The organism is Pseudomonas sp. GM25 (assembly GCF_000282255.1).
GTDB lineage: Bacteria > Pseudomonadota > Gammaproteobacteria > Pseudomonadales > Pseudomonadaceae > Aquipseudomonas > Aquipseudomonas aphyarum.
The window spans coordinates 41,301-57,892 of sequence record NZ_AKJQ01000051.1 but is presented as its reverse complement, the minus strand read 5'-3'; the positions used below and the strand labels follow the sequence as shown (position 1 = coordinate 57,892).

General features: G+C 60.2%; 14 protein-coding genes. 4 read left to right on the top strand and 10 right to left on the bottom strand.

Features of this window, described 5'->3' with window-relative positions; translation table 11 throughout:
* Positions 1 to 29: 29 nt before the first annotated feature.
* The 4 genes from PMI24_RS21225 to PMI24_RS21210 all read right to left on the bottom strand — a co-directional run bounded on the left by PMI24_RS21225 (position 30) and on the right by PMI24_RS21210 (position 4,959).
* Positions 30 to 236 (bottom strand): hypothetical protein, encoded by a 207-nt coding sequence (locus tag PMI24_RS21225; RefSeq protein ID WP_007957512.1) that lies wholly within the window; start codon positions 234 to 236, stop codon positions 30 to 32.
* Positions 237 to 421: 185 nt separating this feature from the next.
* Positions 422 to 2,668, bottom strand: coding sequence for a TonB-dependent siderophore receptor (locus tag PMI24_RS21220; RefSeq protein ID WP_007957510.1), 2,247 nt, complete (start codon positions 2,666 to 2,668; stop codon positions 422 to 424).
* 144 nt (positions 2,669 to 2,812) lie between these two features.
* Positions 2,813 to 4,564 carry a phosphoethanolamine transferase CptA gene (locus tag PMI24_RS21215; protein WP_007957509.1) on the bottom strand — a complete coding sequence of 584 codons (1,752 nt, stop codon included), beginning with the start codon at positions 4,562 to 4,564 and terminating at the stop codon, positions 2,813 to 2,815.
* Between the two features lie 212 nt (positions 4,565 to 4,776).
* Positions 4,777 to 4,959 (bottom strand): DUF6026 family protein, encoded by a 183-nt coding sequence (locus PMI24_RS21210; RefSeq protein ID WP_007957508.1) that lies wholly within the window; start codon positions 4,957 to 4,959, stop codon positions 4,777 to 4,779.
* 272 nt (positions 4,960 to 5,231) lie between these two features.
* Here PMI24_RS21210 and gnd point away from each other — a divergent pair, with 272 nt between their 5' ends.
* From gnd to PMI24_RS21195, 3 genes are read left to right on the top strand one after another with little or no spacing between them, the layout of a single operon-like run.
* Positions 5,232 to 6,212, top strand: a complete 981-nt coding sequence (gnd, locus tag PMI24_RS21205) for a phosphogluconate dehydrogenase (NAD(+)-dependent, decarboxylating) (protein ID WP_007957507.1) — start codon at positions 5,232 to 5,234, stop codon at positions 6,210 to 6,212.
* Positions 6,209 to 7,732, top strand: a complete 1,524-nt coding sequence (zwf, locus tag PMI24_RS21200; protein WP_007957506.1) for a glucose-6-phosphate dehydrogenase — start codon at positions 6,209 to 6,211, stop codon at positions 7,730 to 7,732. Before gnd ends, zwf begins: the two co-directional genes overlap by 4 nt.
* The gene (locus tag PMI24_RS21195; RefSeq protein WP_007957505.1) at positions 7,729 to 8,538 is read left to right on the top strand and encodes a Cof-type HAD-IIB family hydrolase; all 810 of its coding nucleotides are present in this window, start codon (positions 7,729 to 7,731) and stop codon (positions 8,536 to 8,538) included. The genes zwf and PMI24_RS21195 overlap by 4 nt, the downstream gene beginning before the upstream one ends.
* 44 nt (positions 8,539 to 8,582) lie before the next feature.
* Here the strand turns inward: PMI24_RS21195 and nhaB are convergent, their stop codons facing one another.
* The 3 genes from nhaB to PMI24_RS21180 all read right to left on the bottom strand — a co-directional run bounded on the left by nhaB (position 8,583) and on the right by PMI24_RS21180 (position 12,001).
* Positions 8,583 to 10,085, bottom strand: a complete 1,503-nt coding sequence (gene nhaB, locus PMI24_RS21190) for a sodium/proton antiporter NhaB (protein ID WP_007957501.1) — start codon at positions 10,083 to 10,085, stop codon at positions 8,583 to 8,585.
* A 74-nt stretch (positions 10,086 to 10,159) separates the two neighbouring features.
* A complete protein-coding gene (locus tag PMI24_RS21185; protein WP_007957483.1) occupies positions 10,160 to 11,449 on the bottom strand; it encodes a hypothetical protein in 1,290 nt (429 codons plus the stop codon).
* Between the two features lie 285 nt (positions 11,450 to 11,734).
* Positions 11,735 to 12,001 carry a hypothetical protein gene (locus tag PMI24_RS21180; protein WP_007957481.1) on the bottom strand — a complete coding sequence of 89 codons (267 nt, stop codon included), beginning with the start codon at positions 11,999 to 12,001 and terminating at the stop codon, positions 11,735 to 11,737.
* A 345-nt stretch (positions 12,002 to 12,346) separates the two neighbouring features.
* On the opposite strand from PMI24_RS21180, the gene PMI24_RS21175 reads away from it, so the two are divergent.
* On the top strand, positions 12,347 to 13,672 hold the full coding sequence (locus PMI24_RS21175; protein WP_007957480.1) for a sigma-54 dependent transcriptional regulator: 1,326 nt from the start codon (positions 12,347 to 12,349) through the stop codon (positions 13,670 to 13,672).
* Between the two features lie 82 nt (positions 13,673 to 13,754).
* Here the strand turns inward: PMI24_RS21175 and PMI24_RS21170 are convergent, their stop codons facing one another.
* From PMI24_RS21170 to PMI24_RS21160, 3 genes are read right to left on the bottom strand one after another with little or no spacing between them, the layout of a single operon-like run.
* The gene (locus PMI24_RS21170) at positions 13,755 to 15,059 is read right to left on the bottom strand and encodes a transporter (protein WP_007957479.1); all 1,305 of its coding nucleotides are present in this window, start codon (positions 15,057 to 15,059) and stop codon (positions 13,755 to 13,757) included.
* 45 nt (positions 15,060 to 15,104) lie between these two features.
* On the bottom strand, positions 15,105 to 15,851 hold the full coding sequence (locus PMI24_RS21165; RefSeq protein WP_007957478.1) for a hypothetical protein: 747 nt from the start codon (positions 15,849 to 15,851) through the stop codon (positions 15,105 to 15,107).
* A 43-nt stretch (positions 15,852 to 15,894) separates the two neighbouring features.
* Positions 15,895 to 16,575 carry a C39 family peptidase gene (locus PMI24_RS21160; protein ID WP_007957477.1) on the bottom strand — a complete coding sequence of 227 codons (681 nt, stop codon included), beginning with the start codon at positions 16,573 to 16,575 and terminating at the stop codon, positions 15,895 to 15,897.
* Positions 16,576 to 16,592: the final 17 nt, after the last annotated feature.

The window sequence follows — 16,592 nt, the reverse complement described above, 5'->3', positions numbered from 1 at the left end:
CATCGCAGGTCCATCGGTGAAGCGTTCGCTCAAGGGCGATAGGACTCGGTGACCTGGGCGGTCTGGTCGTCCGGAACCTTGAGTTCGTTGGTCTTCGCGTCAGCCTGCTGACTTTGTGCGGAATGAACCGGGAAATTGGCCCAGTAATGTCTCATGCGCTCGGCGCCGCCTTCAGCGAATGCGCTGGCGGATGCGAGGGTGAGTAGACCGGCAAGGATTGCAGTCGTGGTTTTCATGGTGCCTCCTACGAAAAATGTCGGAGCCGTTCGTCCATGAATCTGGTCCTCGGGGCGCAGTGTCCGTCGAGGGCATTAACGAGAGGTTAACGCTCGTTCAGTGTAGGTTTTACAGGGTGTTTCCACGGCGTATCGGACGAACGCTGCACGCGTGAATGACGCGTGCAGGTCGTAAGGGAAGGGCGTCAGAGTTTCCAGTCGAGGCTCAGCGTCACGGTGCGTGGATCGCCCCAGAACACGCCGTTGTAGAAGCCGACGTTGTCGTAATACTTCTTGTCGAACAGGTTGTCGACGTTGAGGGACGCCGACAGGTGTTTGTCGAACTCATAACGCGACATCAACTTGACCACCGTGTAGGCGTCCTGACTGATTCGCGCCCGCTCGGTGATGATCCGGCCATTGGCGTTGCGCCCGACCGGACGGTTGGAATTGCCGTAGACGTCGCTCTGCCAGTTCACCGCGCCGCCCACGGTCAGGGCGTTCCAGTTGCCCGGCAGGCGATAGGCCGTGGAGAGGCGGAACAGGTTCAGCGGCTGATTGGTGTTGCTGCGTTGTTTTTCGCCGTTGACCGAGTGGGTGTAGGTGTAGCCGGCGGTCATGTTCCAGCCGTCGTGGATTTCACCCGAGACCTCGGCTTCGAAACCGTTGACCTTGTTCCCTTTCCCGCCGGACTTGTAGAACTCCTCCAGGGTCACCGGATCCGGCGGCACCGAGTCATCCACTTCGGCGACGTTGTCCTGTTTGCTCCAGAAAATGGCAGTGGCCAGATTCAGGCGTTCGTCCAGCAGGCTGCCCTTGAGCCCGATTTCATAGTTGCTGCCGACGATCGGCTCGATGAACTTGCGGTTGGCGTCGCGGTAGGTCTGCGGTTTGAAGATGTCGGTGTAGCTGCCGTAAACGGTGTACTCCGGCGTCAGGTCATAGAGCAGGCCGGCGTAGGGTGTCCACATGTCGTTGTGCTGCTGACGGCTGGCATCGACGCTTTCCAGTTGCAGGTTGTCGTCGAAGGTGTTGGCCGTTTTTGACGCCTTCCAGCTGCCGTAACGGGTGCCGAGCACGGCGTGAAGGTCGTTCGTCAGGCTCAGGCGGGTCGCCAGATAGCCGGCTTTTTGTTGCGTGCTGTCTTTGGCACTGGTTAACCCGGTCACTGTGTCCGGAAATTTGGCGATGTCGCCCATGTATTTCCAGTCGCGGATGGTGCTGTAGTTGCGCGCCACCGGACCGTCAACGGTGTACGGCGAGCTGGAGCTGCGTTCGGCTTCGCCATAACCGATCATCATCTGATGTTCGCGACCCAGCAGCGAGTAGGGGCCGGACAGGTTGAAGTCGTACGCCTTCATGCGCTGCGGGCCGATCATGTGCGAGCTGTAGGCGGTCATGCCGCTGCGATCGGGCTCGGGGAAACCGGCGCCGGCGTAGTAGACCTTGCCGTCGGTATCGCTCTTGCGGTGGGTGTAGGCGGCTTTCAGGTGCCAGTCGCCCGCCAGGGCTTGATCGAGGGTGGCGAACGCGGTCTTGTCGCGCAGCGGCCAGGAACTCCAGGAGGTTGCCATGTTCGTCGAGCGTCCGAGGCTGGCCTTGCTGCCGTCGGCATTCCAGTACGGCAAGGTGCCCCACGAAGAGCCTTGTACCTGTTTGTCCTGATAGTCGTAACCGACGGCCAGCACGGTGGAGTCGGTCAGGTCGGCTTCGAGGATGCCGTAGCCGACTTCCCGTTGCAGGGCGTACTTGTCGCGAAACGATCCCTGGTCACGATAGGCCAGCACGCTGCGACCGCGCAGGCGCCCATCGAACGCCAGTGGGCCGCCGACATCGACGTAACTGTAGTAATCGTCATAGCTGCCGCCGCTCGCACCGGCCTGAGCCTGCCATTGGGCGGTCGGGCGTTTGCGCACCATGTTGATGGTTGCCGACGGATCGCCTGCGCCGGTGGTCAGGCCGGTGGCGCCGCGCACGACTTCGATGCGGTCGTAGATGATGGTGTCCGAATCGGACTTCATGTACTGGAAGGTGTTGAGCATCCCGTCGATCTGGAAATTGTTGATCGAGTAGCCGCGGGACGAATAGCTGACCCGATCCGAGTCGTTGTGTTGCACCACGATGCCGGTGGTCTGGCTCATGGCCTCGGACAATGTACCGAGTTTGAAATCATCCATCTGCTGGCGAGTGACCACGGACACCGACTGCGGGGTTTCCTTGATCGACAGGTTCAACCGTGTCGCCGTGCTCATGGCGCCGGTGGTGTAGGCGTGGGTGTTTTCAGTGGTGCTGCCCAGGCCTTGGGCGGTGACGCTGGTGGAGGCCAGCTCCAGGGCCGGCGCAGCGGGGGGCGACTGTTTTTCTGTGTCGGTTTCAGCCAGCAGATCCGGGCTCAGTGCAACACTGCACAGGCCCAGGGTGAGGGTCATGGAACGGGTGATGGGCGCGAACATCGCAGCCGACTCCTTGTCATCGAGGGAAAAATTCCGTTTGCTCAAAGACGAAAGCGGGCAGTGCGATTTAGTGTCAAACGAGAAATATTGTTATTTGAAGATGTTTCGCCGATATGAAAAAAGGGCCGTTTCCGGCCCTTTTTTTTATTCCTGCAGCACCACTTCCGTGGTCGTGGCGGCGGGTTTTTTCGGCTTCATCAGGCTGAAGTCGATCAGGGCCCGCTGTTCGCGCTCGTAAGGGTTGCCGATCAACAGCGGACGCGGCTTGAAGCTGTCGCTGACCAGGCTCTTGCTGCGGTCGAGTTCATCGAAACTCAAGCCGGCCAGATCCGCCCAGGTGTGGATCAGGTGCGAGCTGCTGTACGGCCGGCTCAGATCCCCGGCGAAACTCCAGTCGTGGTTTTCACGCCACTTCGGCGACGCCCAGGCCATGAACGGAATGGTGTACATCGGCGCGGTCGGCTTGTTTTCGTTGCGGCCCAGGGTGCTGTGGCCCACCGAGTCGAACACGTCTTCACCGTGGTCGGAGAGGTACAGCAAAAAGCCGTTCGGATCGGATTTGGCGTAGTCCTTGATCAGGCTCGAGACCACGAAATCGTTGTACAGCACCGCGTTGTCGTAGCTGTTGTAGGTCGGCACCTGATCGTCACGCACGCCGGCCGGAACGCCGTTGCGATCCTGGAACTTGTCGAAGCTCGGCGGATAACGGTACTGGTAGCTCATGTGCGTACCGAGCAGATGCACGACGATCAACTTGCGCGGCGCCGCGTCGGCCAGGGCCTTGTTGAACGGTTCGATCACGTCGCCGTCGTACTGCGCGGCGTTCTGGTTGCGGTTGTTGTTCAGGTACACCTGCTCGTCGGCCTGTTCGGAGAACGTCGTGAGCATGGTGTTGCGCTTGGTCATGGTCTGCTGGTTGGTGATCCAGAAGGTCTTGTAGCCGGCCTGTTTCATCATGCTGACCAGCGACGGCGTGGACAGGTACAGGTCCGGGTTTTCTTCGTCGGCGAAGGTCAGCACCTGTTGCAGCGCCTCAATGGTGTACGGGCGCGGGGTGATGACGTTATCGAAGACCGACAGCTGATCCTTGAGCTTGTCCAGTTCCGGCGTGGTTTTACGCGGGTAACCGTAGAGGCTCATGCGCTGGCGGTTGGTGGATTCGCCGATCACCAGCACCAGGGTCGCCGGCTGGTTGGCGCCCGAGTCCTTGAGGTTTTTCAGCGGCGGGATCTTGCTCGCGCTGTGCAGCATGCCCTGCATGTCGGCCAGGGTTTCCTGATAGCGGTGATAAGCCACGGCCATCTGCCACGGCACAGCCGGCTCGATGCGGGTTTCGAATTTCTCGAAGCCCTGGGCGAAGCTGCCGGTGCGCATTGTCTGCTTGACCAGCGGATAACCGATCACGGCCACCAGAATCGCCATGGCGGCGACGAATGCGCGGCCACGGGGCAGGTACACCGGACGCAGGCGGGTCCACAGGAAATACGCGAACGCGGTGTGCGCGAGGAACGCCGGGACCATCCACCAGGCAAAGTACTGGGTCATGTACTCGCCGGCTTCGGACACGTTCGACTCGAACATGATGAAGATCACGCTCTGGGAGAATTCCTGCTGGTAAATGAAGAAGTAACCCAGGCTGGCCATCGAGCAGGCCCACAGCACCACGCCGATCAGCGCGGCGAGCAGACGGGTGCGTTTGGGGAACAGCAGCATCGGCGCGAGCCACACGGCGCTCATCACGAAGGCCTGGCGAAAGCCGGTGAACCCAGAGGTGCCCGTCAACTGGATCAGCAGTTGGGTGATACCGGAGAAGTACCAGAAAAACACGAACAGCCAGAGAAAACCGGCCCAGTCGAAACCTGTCGCAGTCGTATTGCTGCGTTTGAACACCGCCATTCAGCACTCCAGCTCAGTCGTCACATCCACCGCCGGGCGCTTCATGCAACCGGCGCATGAACCCGACGAACGGAGGCCATGCGCAGACACGCACGGCCAGAATGCGCCGGAGTATCAACAAGCGAATGTGAAAACTTTGTTAGTTGCCGGAATCGGCTGGAGGTGCAGCATGTCGGGAACGGCAATGGCCGCTCCCGAAGCGGGCGGGGAGATCAGGCGTGAGGCGAGCGCTGTACGCGCGGCAGAGGCTGTGGCTCGGCGCCCTGGGTCAGCAGGCGCAATTGCGCGAGTTCCTGCTTGAGCTGATCGCGTTCATCTTTCAACTGCCGCAATTCATCGCGACGGATGGTGACGTACAGGGTTTGTGGCGGCATTGCTGTGTGTACTGTGCCCATTGCTCACCTCGCAAATGGCGTGTCTCAACTGCAGATCAGCCCCGGTTTCGGGCCTTGACCTGCTATCGGCGCCGATTTTGATTTCTTTTGCTCGTGAATGGAACTTTTTTATTTTTCATGGTCGTTGTGTCTTCGGCACGTTTCCAGACGTTATCAGTCTGGATCGGGCACAATGCACGGAAACTTCAACCCGACGCTCTGGACTAACCTCCATTAGTCGCGTTGGGCTATACCTTTGACACACTTTTATTTGTAGTAAGGAGCATCAGCACATGCAACTCGGGATTATTGGACTGGGCCGCATGGGCGGCAATATTGCGCGACGTCTGATGCTCAACGGTCACACCACCGTTGTTTACGACCGCAATACCGCCTTTGTCGACACCCTGGCCGCCGAGGGCTCTACCGGCGTCGCCGACCTGCCTGCACTGGTCGCAGGCCTGGCCAAGCCGCGTGCGGTGTGGGTCATGCTGCCGGCCGGCGCACCGACTGAAGACACCATCGAAACCCTGAGCAATCTGCTCGAGGCGGGCGACACCATCATCGATGGCGGCAACACCAACTACAAGGACGACATCCGCCGGGCCAAAACCCTGGCCGAGAAAGGCCTGCACTACATCGACGTCGGCACCTCCGGCGGCGTCTGGGGCCTGGAGCGCGGTTACTGCATGATGATCGGCGGCGATGCCGAGACCGTTAAGCGTCTGGATCCGCTGTTCGCCGCGCTGGCGCCGGGCATGGGCGACATCCCGCGCACCAAGGACCGCAAGTCCGATGACCACCGCGCCGAGCACGGCTACATCCACGCAGGTCCTGCCGGTGCCGGTCACTTCGTCAAGATGATCCACAACGGGATCGAGTACGGAATGATGGCGGCCTTCGCCGAAGGCTTCGACATCCTCAAGACCAAATCCAGTGAGCGCCTGCCGGAAGATCAGCGTTTCGACCTGAACGTGGCCGACATCGCCGAAGTCTGGCGTCGTGGCAGCGTGGTGTCGTCGTGGTTGCTCGACCTGACCGCCGATGCGCTGGCCAGCGATCCGAAACTCGACGGTTTCTCGGGCTCCGTGGCGGACAGCGGTGAAGGTCAATGGACCATCGAAGCGGCCATGGAACAAGCAGTGCCGGTACCGGTGCTGTCCAACTCGCTGTTCTCGCGCTACCGCTCGCGCGGCCAGGGCACTTTCGGCGACAAGATTCTTTCGGCCCAGCGCTTCGGCTTCGGCGGCCACGTGGAGACACCGAAGAAATGACCCATACGATCCGCAGGAAATCCAAGGCAGAACCCGCGCCACCGACCACGCTGTTTCTGTTCGGCGCCCACGGTGATCTGGTCAAGCGCCTGCTCATGCCGGCGCTGTACAACCTGAGTCGCGACGGCCTGCTGGATGATGGCCTGCGGATCGTCGGCGTTGACCACAACGCCATCACCGATGAAGCCTTCGCGCAAAAGCTCGAAGACTTCATCCGCACCGAAGTGGCAGCGAAAGTCGGCAAGGGCGATCAGATGCTTGATCCGGCCTTGTGGGCCAAGCTCGCCAAAGGCATCAGCTACGTCCAGGGCGACTTCCTGGACGACAGCACTTATTCGGCCCTGGCGGCGAAAATCGCCGACAGCGGCACTGGCAATGCGGTGTTCTACCTGGCCACCGCGCCACGTTTCTTCAGCGAAGTGGTGCGCCGTCTAGGCAGCGCCGGTTTGCTCGAAGAAACCCCGGAAGCCTTCAGAAGGGTGGTGATCGAAAAACCGTTCGGCTCCGACCTGCAGACCGCCGAGGCGTTGAACGCCTGCCTGCTCAAGGTCATGTCGGAAAAGCAGATTTACCGGATCGATCACTATCTGGGCAAGGAAACCGTGCAGAACATTCTGGTCAGCCGGTTCTCCAACAGCCTGTTCGAAGCGTTCTGGAACAACCACTACATCGACCACGTGCAGATCACCGCCGCCGAAACCGTCGGCGTCGAAACCCGTGGCAGTTTTTACGAACACACCGGCGCCCTGCGGGACATGGTGCCCAATCACCTGTTCCAGTTGCTGGCCATGGTCGCGATGGAGCCGCCGGCCGCGTTCGGCGCCGATGCGGTGCGGGGCGAGAAGGCCAAGGTAGTCGGTGCGATCCGGCCCTGGACCACCGAAGAAGCACGGGAAAACTCGGTGCGCGGTCAATACAGCGCCGGTGAGGTTGCTGGCAAACCGGTGGCCGGTTATCGCGATGAGAACAACGTCTCCCCAGAAAGCACCACGGAAACCTACGTGGCGCTGAAAGTGATGATCGACAACTGGCGCTGGGTCGGCGTGCCGTTCTACCTGCGCACCGGCAAACGCATGAGCGTGCGCGACACCGAGATCGTCATCTGCTTCAAACCGGCGCCGTATGCGCAGTTCCGGGACACCGAGGTCGACGAATTGCAGCCGACCTACCTGCGTATCCAGATCCAGCCCAACGAAGGCATGTGGTTCGACCTGCTGGCCAAACGGCCGGGGCCGGCGCTGAACATGGCCAATATCGAGCTGGGGTTCGCCTACAAGGACTTCTTCGAAATGCAGCCGTCCACCGGCTACGAAACCCTGATCTACGACTGCCTGACCGGTGACCAGACGCTGTTCCAGCGCGCTGACAACATCGAGAACGGCTGGCGCGCGGTGCAGCCGTTCCTCGACGCCTGGCAACAGGACGCGAGCGTGCAGAGTTACGCCGCGGGCGAAGACGGGCCGAAAGCCGCCGATGACCTGCTGACTCGCGATGGTCGCGTCTGGCATGGTCTCGGATGAGCGAGCCGATCCGTTTTCTGTTGAGTGACATGGACGGCACGCTGTTGCTGCCCGATCACAGCCTGAGCCAGCGCACCATCGATGCAGTTCGTGCGTTGCGCGAGGCGGGCGTTTTGTTCAGCCTGGCCACCGGGCGTCCGCCCAAAGCCATGTTGCAGCAGATCGAAGCGCTGGGTGTCGATCTGCCGACGGCGGCGTTCAATGGCGGCACGATCGTCAATCCGGATGGCAGCATTCTGGTTGCGCATTACCTGCCCGCGACGGCGGCGCTGACCGCACTGGCATTGTTCGCCGATCAGCCGGACGTCGAAATCTGGGTGTTCAGCGGTGGCGACTGGCTGCTCAAGGATCCGCACGGGCCGATGGTGCCGCGCGAGCAGCACGGGCTCGGTTATCCGCCGGTGGTAGTGGAGAGCTTCGAGCCGTATCTGGAACGCATCGACAAGATCGTCGCGACCAGCAACAACACCCAATTGCTGATCGAACTGGAGGCGCAATTGCTGCCGAAGGTCGAAGGGTTGGCGCAGGTGTCGCGCTCGCAACCGGTTTTTCTGGATGTGACTGCGATGGACGCCAACAAGGGTGCCGCACTGGCAACCCTGGCGGAGCACTTGGGCGTACCGCTGGCGCAGACCGCCGCAATTGGCGATGGCGGCAATGATCCGGCGATGTTCCATGTTGCCGGGTTGTCGATTGCCATGGGGCAGGCTGAGGATGCGGTGAAGCGTCAGGCCGACGTGGTGACGGGGCCGAACACCGAGGATGGCGTGGCGCAGGCCATCGAAAAGTACCTCTTGCCACGTTGATCGAGGCATAAAAAACGGGAGCACCAAGGCTCCCGTTGTTGTTTCTACAGCCAGTAACTCACGGCGTACCAGCCGAGCAATCCCATCACCACGGTGTAAGGCAACGCCATCCACACCATCCGCCCGTACGACAACCGCACCAGCGGCGCAATCGCCGACGTCAGCAGAAACAGGAACGCTGCCTGGCCATTGGGCGTCGCCACGCTCGGCAGGTTGGTGCCGGTGTTGATCGCAATCGCCAGTGTCTCGAAATGCTCGCGGCTCATGTGCCCGGACAGGAACGCCTGCTTCACTTCGGTGATGTAGATCGTGGCCACGAACACGTTGTCACTGATGGCCGACAGCAGGCCGTTGGCGATGAACAGCATCCCCGGCTGCTGATCGGCCGGCAGCGCCAGCACCCACTGGATCAGCGGCGCGAACAGTTGCTGGTCGTGAATTACCGCGACCACGGCGAAGAACACCACCAGCAGTGCGGTGAACGGCATGGCGTCCTTGAAGGCGCTGCCCAGTCGGTGTTCGTCGGTGATGCCGGTGAAAGCCGTGATCAGCACGATCACCATCAGGCCGATCAAGCCGACTTCAGCGATATGGAACGCGAGCCCGGCAATCAGGATCAGCGCAGCGCAGCCTTGTACCAGCAGGGCGGCGCGTTGTCGCGGCGTGCGCTCGGCATTGTCTTCGGCGGCGTAGTTGGCCAGCACGGCGCGTACGTTGTCCGGCAGCAGCGTGCCGTAACCGAACCAGCGCAGTTTCTCCAGCAAGATGCAGGTCACCAGCCCCGCGACCAGAACCGGCAGGGAAACCGGCGCGACCTTCAGGAAAAACTCGGCGAAGTGCCAACCCATTTCATGGCCGATCAGCAGATTCTGCGGTTCGCCGACCAGGGTGCAGACGCCGCCCAATGCAGTGCCGACGGCGCCGTGCATCAACAGGCTGCGCAGGAAGGCGCGAAACTGTTCCAGGTCCTCGTGATGCAGTTGAGGCAGATGCTGGTCATCGCTGAATTCGCTGTCCTGGCGCGGATCGTTGCCGGAGGCCACCCGGTGGTAAACCGAATAGAAGCCTACGGCAGCGCTGATGATCACTGCGGTCACGGTCAGCGCATCGAGAAACGCCGAAAGAAACGCCGACAAAAAGCAGAACATCAGGGCCAGCAGCGCCTTCGAACGCACGCCCAGCAACAGACGCGAGAACAGGAACAGCAGCAGGTCTTTCATGAAGTAGATGCCGGCGACCATGAACATCAGCAGCAGAATCACCGGGAAATTGTGCTGCAGCTCTTCGTACAGCGCCTGGGGCGTGGTCATTTTCAGCAGCAGCGCTTCGATCAGCAGCAAGCCGCCGGGCATCAGCGGGTAGCACTTGAGCGCCATGGCCAGGGTGAAAATGAACTCGATCACCAGCAACCAGCCGGCCGCGACCGGGCCGACAGTCCACAGCACCAGCGCATTGAGAATCAGAAAACCGACGACGCACGCCTTGTACCAGCGGGGCGAATGCCCGAGAAAATTGTGCGCGAACGCCTGGGCCATCGAACCGGACATCGGTTGCTCCTTGTTTTAAGAAGCGCGCAAGTTGCCGTAAGCGATGGGCAAGATCAAGTGTGGGAAGGTTCGCATCATTGATTCAGATAACGCGCGACCACGGCGCGGTAGTTGCCATCCAGCGAATAACCGCCCACCAGAATTTCGCCATCCGCTTGTATCGCCACTGAAGTGGCGGTATCGAGGCTGCGCCCCAGCCGCGTACGCAACCAGCCATTTCCGGAACCGAAGCTTCGATCAAGGCTGCCGTTGGCCAGATAGCGGGCGACGATGAAGTCGGCTTCAACCCCGCCGATGGTCGCGCCGACCGCGAGGGTGCGGCCGTCCGGCATCGCTTGCGCTGCGCTCCACTGGCAGCCGCTGGGGCCTATTTCCAGCAAATGCGGCTGACCACCGTTGCAGTGCAGATCGGGGCGACCGTTGCCATGAACAGAATGCGCCATGCATCGAATCGGATCGCGACTGCTGCCAAAACAATGCAGATGCTCTGCCGATTCGATGACTTGATTGACCAGCGCACTGCGTCCCTGGACTTTGAAGGCCAGGAAACCGTCCACCGCAAAACGTTCGTCGAGCCGCCCGTCCGGCAGATAGCGGGCGAGCAGGCCTTCCTGTGGGAAATCGATGGAGCCGGCCACCACGATTCTTCCGTCTTCTTGCAACAGCAGGCCGCCGAGCCAGGTATTGAGCAGCAAGTGGCGAACCATGACGAATCCGCGACCGTTGAAGGAGGGATCCAGGCGGCCGTCGGGTTTGAGGCGAATCAGTATGCCGACGTGATCGGCCAGTTCGAAGTGATGGTTGGCGATCAGCAGGATATGCCCGTTGGGCTGCACCGCGAAATCACAGGCTTCGGCGCCCGGAACGCCCGGCGGGAGCCAGGCATCGCGGGTGCCCATGGACAGGTCGCCGGGCAGGCGGACAATTTGCCGGCCGTTGTCACCAAAATCCGGGTCAGGGCGGCCCTGGGCATCGAACAGAGCCAAGGCGGGCAGGGTGCGATGTTCCGATTCGTAGTGCAGACCCGCCAGCAGAATCCGACCATCATGCAGGACTTGAACCTTGCTGCCGGTGGCTTCGAAACCGGCAGCGAACCGGCCGATCACGCTGCCTTGAAAGCCGAATCCCAGATCCGCCGAGCCGTCTTCAAGCAGGCGGGCCAGACCGAAACGGCTGCCTTGAGCAGTGCCCACCTTGGCGGCGACCAGTATCCGGCCTTGCGCATCGAGCGCCACGCTCTGGGTCAGGCTGGACGTACTGCCGGCGAAGTAGACCTGCGCCACACCGCTGCTGGAAAAGGTCTTGTCGAGTTGTCCGGCGTTATTCGCAAGCGTCGGCAGCGCTATGGCGATCTGGGATGACATGCATGCTTCTCCTTGCGAGTCGACCGATTTCCGGGAGGCGGAACGGGTAACTGCATGAGCGAAACATTCAATCCCTGAATACGCGTTAGTACAACTGTAAGAACTAACAGGTGGAGGGTCGCACTGTGCCAGAACAGTGTCTTTTTGAACCAGTCGCAAGCCTGCCAAGCATTCAGGCGCGAAAGTATTGAGGAAAGTTGTACAAAAAGACTGAAGTTGGAAAAAGATTCGCAACTAACAGAAGAGGGCGGATGACTTGAGCGTCATCCGCATTACCCGCAAATATCAGTGTGGCATCGACCAGGATTGCAACGCGTAACCTTCTTCGCTCAGCTCGGCGCGGGCCTGTTGCAGCAGGTATTCAAGTTGCGCCGGATCGGAGTAGGCGCTGCTCGGGATCTGGGTGCGACCGATCTGGGAGTTGGTACGGTCAATGACGGTCAGGCTCAGTTCGCCATTGCCGTCTTGTGGGGCCCAGGCGACGCATTGAAAAGGTTTAAATGCGCGGTTGGCAATCAAAAGAGCTTCGTTGATACGGAGCGGGGCGGTCATGGGGTCTTCTCTCTATTAGTGCCCAATCAAGTGATGTGCCGTCGGTTGGGCTTACCGTTCGGCGAGTTACTTGTACTGATGCACGCAACCCGCTGGCAGGTCACACAGAATCTGAAGAAATTTCGACTTTCTTTCATACACTCAATATTCAGACAGGTTTTGAAAGCCTGGCGAAAGAATCAAGTCGATAGCTAACTAATAAAGCGGGTTCTTATAACTGCTTCACTTGTACACCTATAAGCAATCGATACAAGACGCCGTCAAATTCTTGCTAATGTAACAGTCAGGTTTGCCAAATGACTGTTTTTACGATCATTTCCTAAAATTTGGCGCCAAGGAACAGTCATGAGCGAAGCGCCTGCATTAAGACGTTTATTGGTCGTCGACCCGTGCGACGACTGTCACCGATTGCTCCCGGGTTTACGTGCCGTGGGTTGGGACGTCGACAGTTGTAGCCTGGAAAATGCCGCCGACCGAAGCTGCGATGTCGGCCTGTTGCGGTTACAACCTTTTCACCTGGAACGTCCCGAAGCCGTCAAAGAGCTGATCAGCCGCAGTGGCACCGAATGGATCGCCGTGCTGAATCAGGAAGTGCTGCGCTTGCAGAACGTCGGCGACTTCGTCTGCGAATGGTTTTTCGATTTCCATACCTTGCCGTTCGACGTGTCGCGGGTGCAGGTCACCCTCGGCCGGGCGTTCGGCATGGCGCGCCTGCGCGGGCAGGGCACGATTCACGTCGATCAGCCGGAACACGAGCTGCTGGGCGACAGCAAACCGATCCGTGAGCTGCGCAAGCTGCTGAGCAAACTGGCGCCCACCGAGTCGCCAGTGCTTATTCGCGGCGAAAGCGGTACCGGTAAAGAACTCGTCGCCCGCACCCTGCACCGGCAGTCGCAACGCCACAGCAAACCGTTTGTGGCGATCAACTGCGGGGCGATTCCCGAACACTTGATCCAGTCCGAGCTGTTCGGTCACGAGAAAGGTGCGTTCACCGGCGCTCATCAGCGCAAGGTCGGGCGTATTGAAGCGGCCAATGGCGGCACCTTGTTTCTCGATGAAATCGGCGATCTGCCGCTGGAACTGCAAGCCAATCTGTTGCGCTTCCTTCAGGAAAAACACATTGAACGGGTTGGTGGCAGCCAGCCGATCCCGGTGGATGTGCGGGTACTGGCGGCGACTCACGTCGACCTCGAAGCCGCCATCGAGAAGAAGCGCTTTCGTGAGGACTTGTACTACCGGCTTAATGTGTTGCAGGTGGTGACCGCGCCGTTGCGCGAGCGCCACGGCGATCTGTCGATGCTGGCCAACCATTTTTCCCACTTCTACAGCCACGAAACCGGCCGTCGCCCGCGCAGTTTCAGCGAAGACGCGCTGATCGCCATGGGCAAGCACGACTGGCCGGGCAATGTCCGCGAACTGGCCAACCGCGTGCGCCGAGGCCTGGTGCTGGCCGAAGGGCGGCAGATCGAGGCCCGTGACCTGGGACTGATCAGCCAGCAGTCGATCGCGGCACCCATGGGCACGCTGGAAGACTATAAGACCCGTGCCGAACGCCAGGCGTTATGCGATGTGTTGAACCGGCACAGCGACAATCTCAGTGTTGCCGCCAAAGTGCTGGGGGTTTCCCGGCCGACGTTCTACCGTTTGCTGCACAAGCACCAGATCCGCTAGGGCGCGGTGCTTCCTGAAGACAGGAAGCTGAAAAGGCCCGCTGCGATGCAAGTCGCAGCGGGCCTTTTTATGGTGTCGCGGTTTAGAAGTAGTAAGGGAATTTCAGGCTGAAGGAGAAGTCCGGGGCATCGTCGGTCATGCCGATGGACAGGTTGGGCACGATGGTCAGGTTGTCGGTGGCCGCGATGGTCATGCCGACGTTGAAGTAACCGGCGTTGGCGTCGCTGGACACCACCGATTCCCAATCCCCGCCATCCTGTTTCAGCTTGCTCTTGCGTTGCACCAGGTCGGATACGGAGAACGACATACTCATCTTCTCGTTCAGTGCGAAGGCAACACCTGCGCCGATCTGGAAGCTGTCGCCGATGCGTACCTTGCCCGGGTTTTTCTGGTTGACGGTCGAACTGATGTCGTCGAACGATTCCTCGAAGTTATGGGTGTAGGACAGGCTGCCGAACAGCACGGCCGGGTCAAACGTCTTGACCAGCGAGATGCCCGGGGTGATCGACCAGACGCCATTGCCGGTGGGCAGGGTGTCAGGCACGAACAGGTTCGAGTTGGCATCGGTCTGGCGTAGCTTGATCCCGAACGGATCCTTGCCCGTAGGCGCCTTGACCCGCAAGGACACCACGGCGTCCGGGGTGTTGACCGACTCGTCCAGGAACTTGTACGCAATGCCGAAGTTGACGTCGCCGATGGTCGGGTCGCGGCTTACGTCCTCTTCTGTGGTGACGTTGGAGGCGCCTCCGTTGCCGCCGCCCGACTGATAGGTCGATTCACGGTAAACCACCGGCACGTTCAGGTCGAACTGCCAGCGATTGTCGAAGTTGTAGCGTCCCGTCAGGTCGAGGGTCCAGGTGTCGGCCTTGATCCGGTCGAGGTTGATGTTGCCCAGAAAGATCGAGTCCAGGGCGAGGAAGCCGTTGAGGATCAGTTGGCGGGTGTCGTAGCGCGAGTAGGTCACGCCGGTTTCAAAGCTGAACTTGCCGCCGCCAAAGAAACCGCTGGCTTCGTCGTACAGGTTGGACACGCTCTGTGCCGGTTGCGAATCATCGGCCAGCGACTGGCCATAGGATGCACCGCTGCCCCCGGCGGCGCCCCCCGACGCTGCCGCAGCCCCGGTGCCGGTGGCGACCCGGTTGCCTTTCATGTCCGAAGGCGATTTGGCCAGGCGTTTTGGGGGCGGAGAGGCGGGTTGTTCTTCGACCTGGCGGACCCGTTGTTCGAGCACCGCCAGGGCCTTTTGCTGCACTTCGTATCGTTGCTTCAGCTCCAGAAGTTCCTGTTTCAGGGCTTCTACATCCGCATCGGGTGCTGCTTGCAACATCGCCGCGGGTAGAAGAGTACTCAAACATACAGCGGCACGCAGTGATACTGATCGATACATGAATAAGCCGTCCCTTTAAGCCCAATGATCGAGACTCAGCGTAGTTCAATATCCGATGTTGCGTAGTGCCCTGAGTTGAGTCAGGTTGCAGTCCAGTGCGCCGGCACTCATGCCGTTATTGTTAAGGACAACGTTGAGTTGTGTCAGGTTGTTGACTACGTTCGCGTTACCCAGCAAACGGGTGTTTTGCAGCAATCCGCCCTGGGCGACCTGTTGCAAGGCTGTACCCTGATTGCCGGAGGCCTGAATGGCCATTTGCACACCGCCATTTGTGGCTGAAACCGCGACGCTGCCGGCGCCGTTGCTGCCGGAGATGGTCTGGCCGGCCATCAAGGCCTGGCCCTGGGCGGGCATCAGGGCAGGTGCCTGACTGGCTTCTTTGACGTTGATCGCAACGTTGTTATAGGCGGAGTTGCCGTCGCCAGCGGCGCGCACACTCTGCGTCACGCCCTGGCTTGAGTTGAGTCCCGCGCCACCCACGACCGAGCCAGTCCCCAGTTCCGGGGTACTGCCATTGCCGTGTTCCTTGATGGTCGAGACGTAGAATTCAGGTTTTACCGAAGCTGCCTGCAATTGCATCGTGGCCGAGGCCCCGATCAGATCTCCACTGGCGTTGCGCCAGGTACTGCTCATGACGACACCGAAGCTGATGATCCGGCCCGGCATGACGTAGCGACCGCGTAGCTCTGCGAGCTCCTGGTCCTTGATTTCGATGGGTTTGAATCCTGCATTGGCATAGCCTGACGCGCTCGCTGCCAGGCAGGCGGCGGCCAGCCAGTATGAGGTTTTCATCTGCTGCTCCCGGGACATCCAGCCCCACTCTTGTAATCGGCGATTAAAAGAAGTCGCTCTGTATGAACCCGAAGTCCATCAATTCAGCATCTTTGACCGGGTTGAAGGCATCCAGCTTGTTTTTGGCCGTCACCGGTACCGGAGGGCTGCGCAAGGCATTGGCCTTGTCATATCCGGGGCCGACGATGGCAAAGACAATGCCGTTCCAACCTTTGACAAAGTCATCATGGGAGTAGCGTTTGTGTCCTAAAACCGGGTCTCCGATGTAAACCCAATCCTTGTCCGCACGCTGCATCACCACGAAATGCTTGTAGCCGCGAATTTCCATCAGTACCACCACCGGGATCGTGACTGCGTCGAGCTTTTCCGGCGGAATCTTGTAGCCCCTGGCGCGCATGCCGATGCTTTCTATGTAGCGCTTCATGTCCAGCATGGAAAAACCCTGAGTACGAACAAGGTCCTGGTCAGCGTTGACCAGCATGCCTTTGATGATGTGCTCCTCATCGACGTCGAGCCAATAGGCCTGGCGCAATACCGTCGCCAGTGCGGCGGCGCCGCAGCTGAAGTCGGTTTTCTGTTCGACGATGTCGGCAAACTTGCGCTCACGAATGCTTTGCACGTTCTTGTAGACGAGCGTGCCGCCAGGCAGGGCGGCAACGGGCATCTGGGCAGCCTGGGTCAGGCCGCAGAAGCAAAGCAGAGCGAGGAGGGCAGTCTTACGCATGATCGATACGCCTTTGG

Coding starts and splice junctions, on each gene's coding strand:
- PMI24_RS21195 (WP_007957505.1), top strand. CDS start 7,729: ATGAGCGAGCCGATCCGTTTTCTGTTGAGTGACATGGACGGCACGCTG.
- PMI24_RS21165 (WP_007957478.1), bottom strand. CDS start 15,851: ATGAAAACCTCATACTGGCTGGCCGCCGCCTGCCTGGCAGCGAGCGCG.
- nhaB (WP_007957501.1), bottom strand. CDS start 10,085: ATGTCCGGTTCGATGGCCCAGGCGTTCGCGCACAATTTTCTCGGGCAT.
- PMI24_RS21185 (WP_007957483.1), bottom strand. CDS start 11,449: ATGTCATCCCAGATCGCCATAGCGCTGCCGACGCTTGCGAATAACGCC.
- PMI24_RS21170 (WP_007957479.1), bottom strand. CDS start 15,059: ATGTATCGATCAGTATCACTGCGTGCCGCTGTATGTTTGAGTACTCTT.
- zwf (WP_007957506.1), top strand. CDS start 6,209: ATGACCCATACGATCCGCAGGAAATCCAAGGCAGAACCCGCGCCACCG.
- PMI24_RS21225 (WP_007957512.1), bottom strand. CDS start 236: ATGAAAACCACGACTGCAATCCTTGCCGGTCTACTCACCCTCGCATCC.
- PMI24_RS21220 (WP_007957510.1), bottom strand. CDS start 2,668: ATGTTCGCGCCCATCACCCGTTCCATGACCCTCACCCTGGGCCTGTGC.
- PMI24_RS21175 (WP_007957480.1), top strand. CDS start 12,347: ATGAGCGAAGCGCCTGCATTAAGACGTTTATTGGTCGTCGACCCGTGC.
- PMI24_RS21160 (WP_007957477.1), bottom strand. CDS start 16,575: ATGCGTAAGACTGCCCTCCTCGCTCTGCTTTGCTTCTGCGGCCTGACC.
- gnd (WP_007957507.1), top strand. CDS start 5,232: ATGCAACTCGGGATTATTGGACTGGGCCGCATGGGCGGCAATATTGCG.
- PMI24_RS21180 (WP_007957481.1), bottom strand. CDS start 12,001: ATGACCGCCCCGCTCCGTATCAACGAAGCTCTTTTGATTGCCAACCGC.
- PMI24_RS21215 (WP_007957509.1), bottom strand. CDS start 4,564: ATGGCGGTGTTCAAACGCAGCAATACGACTGCGACAGGTTTCGACTGG.
- PMI24_RS21210 (WP_007957508.1), bottom strand. CDS start 4,959: ATGGGCACAGTACACACAGCAATGCCGCCACAAACCCTGTACGTCACC.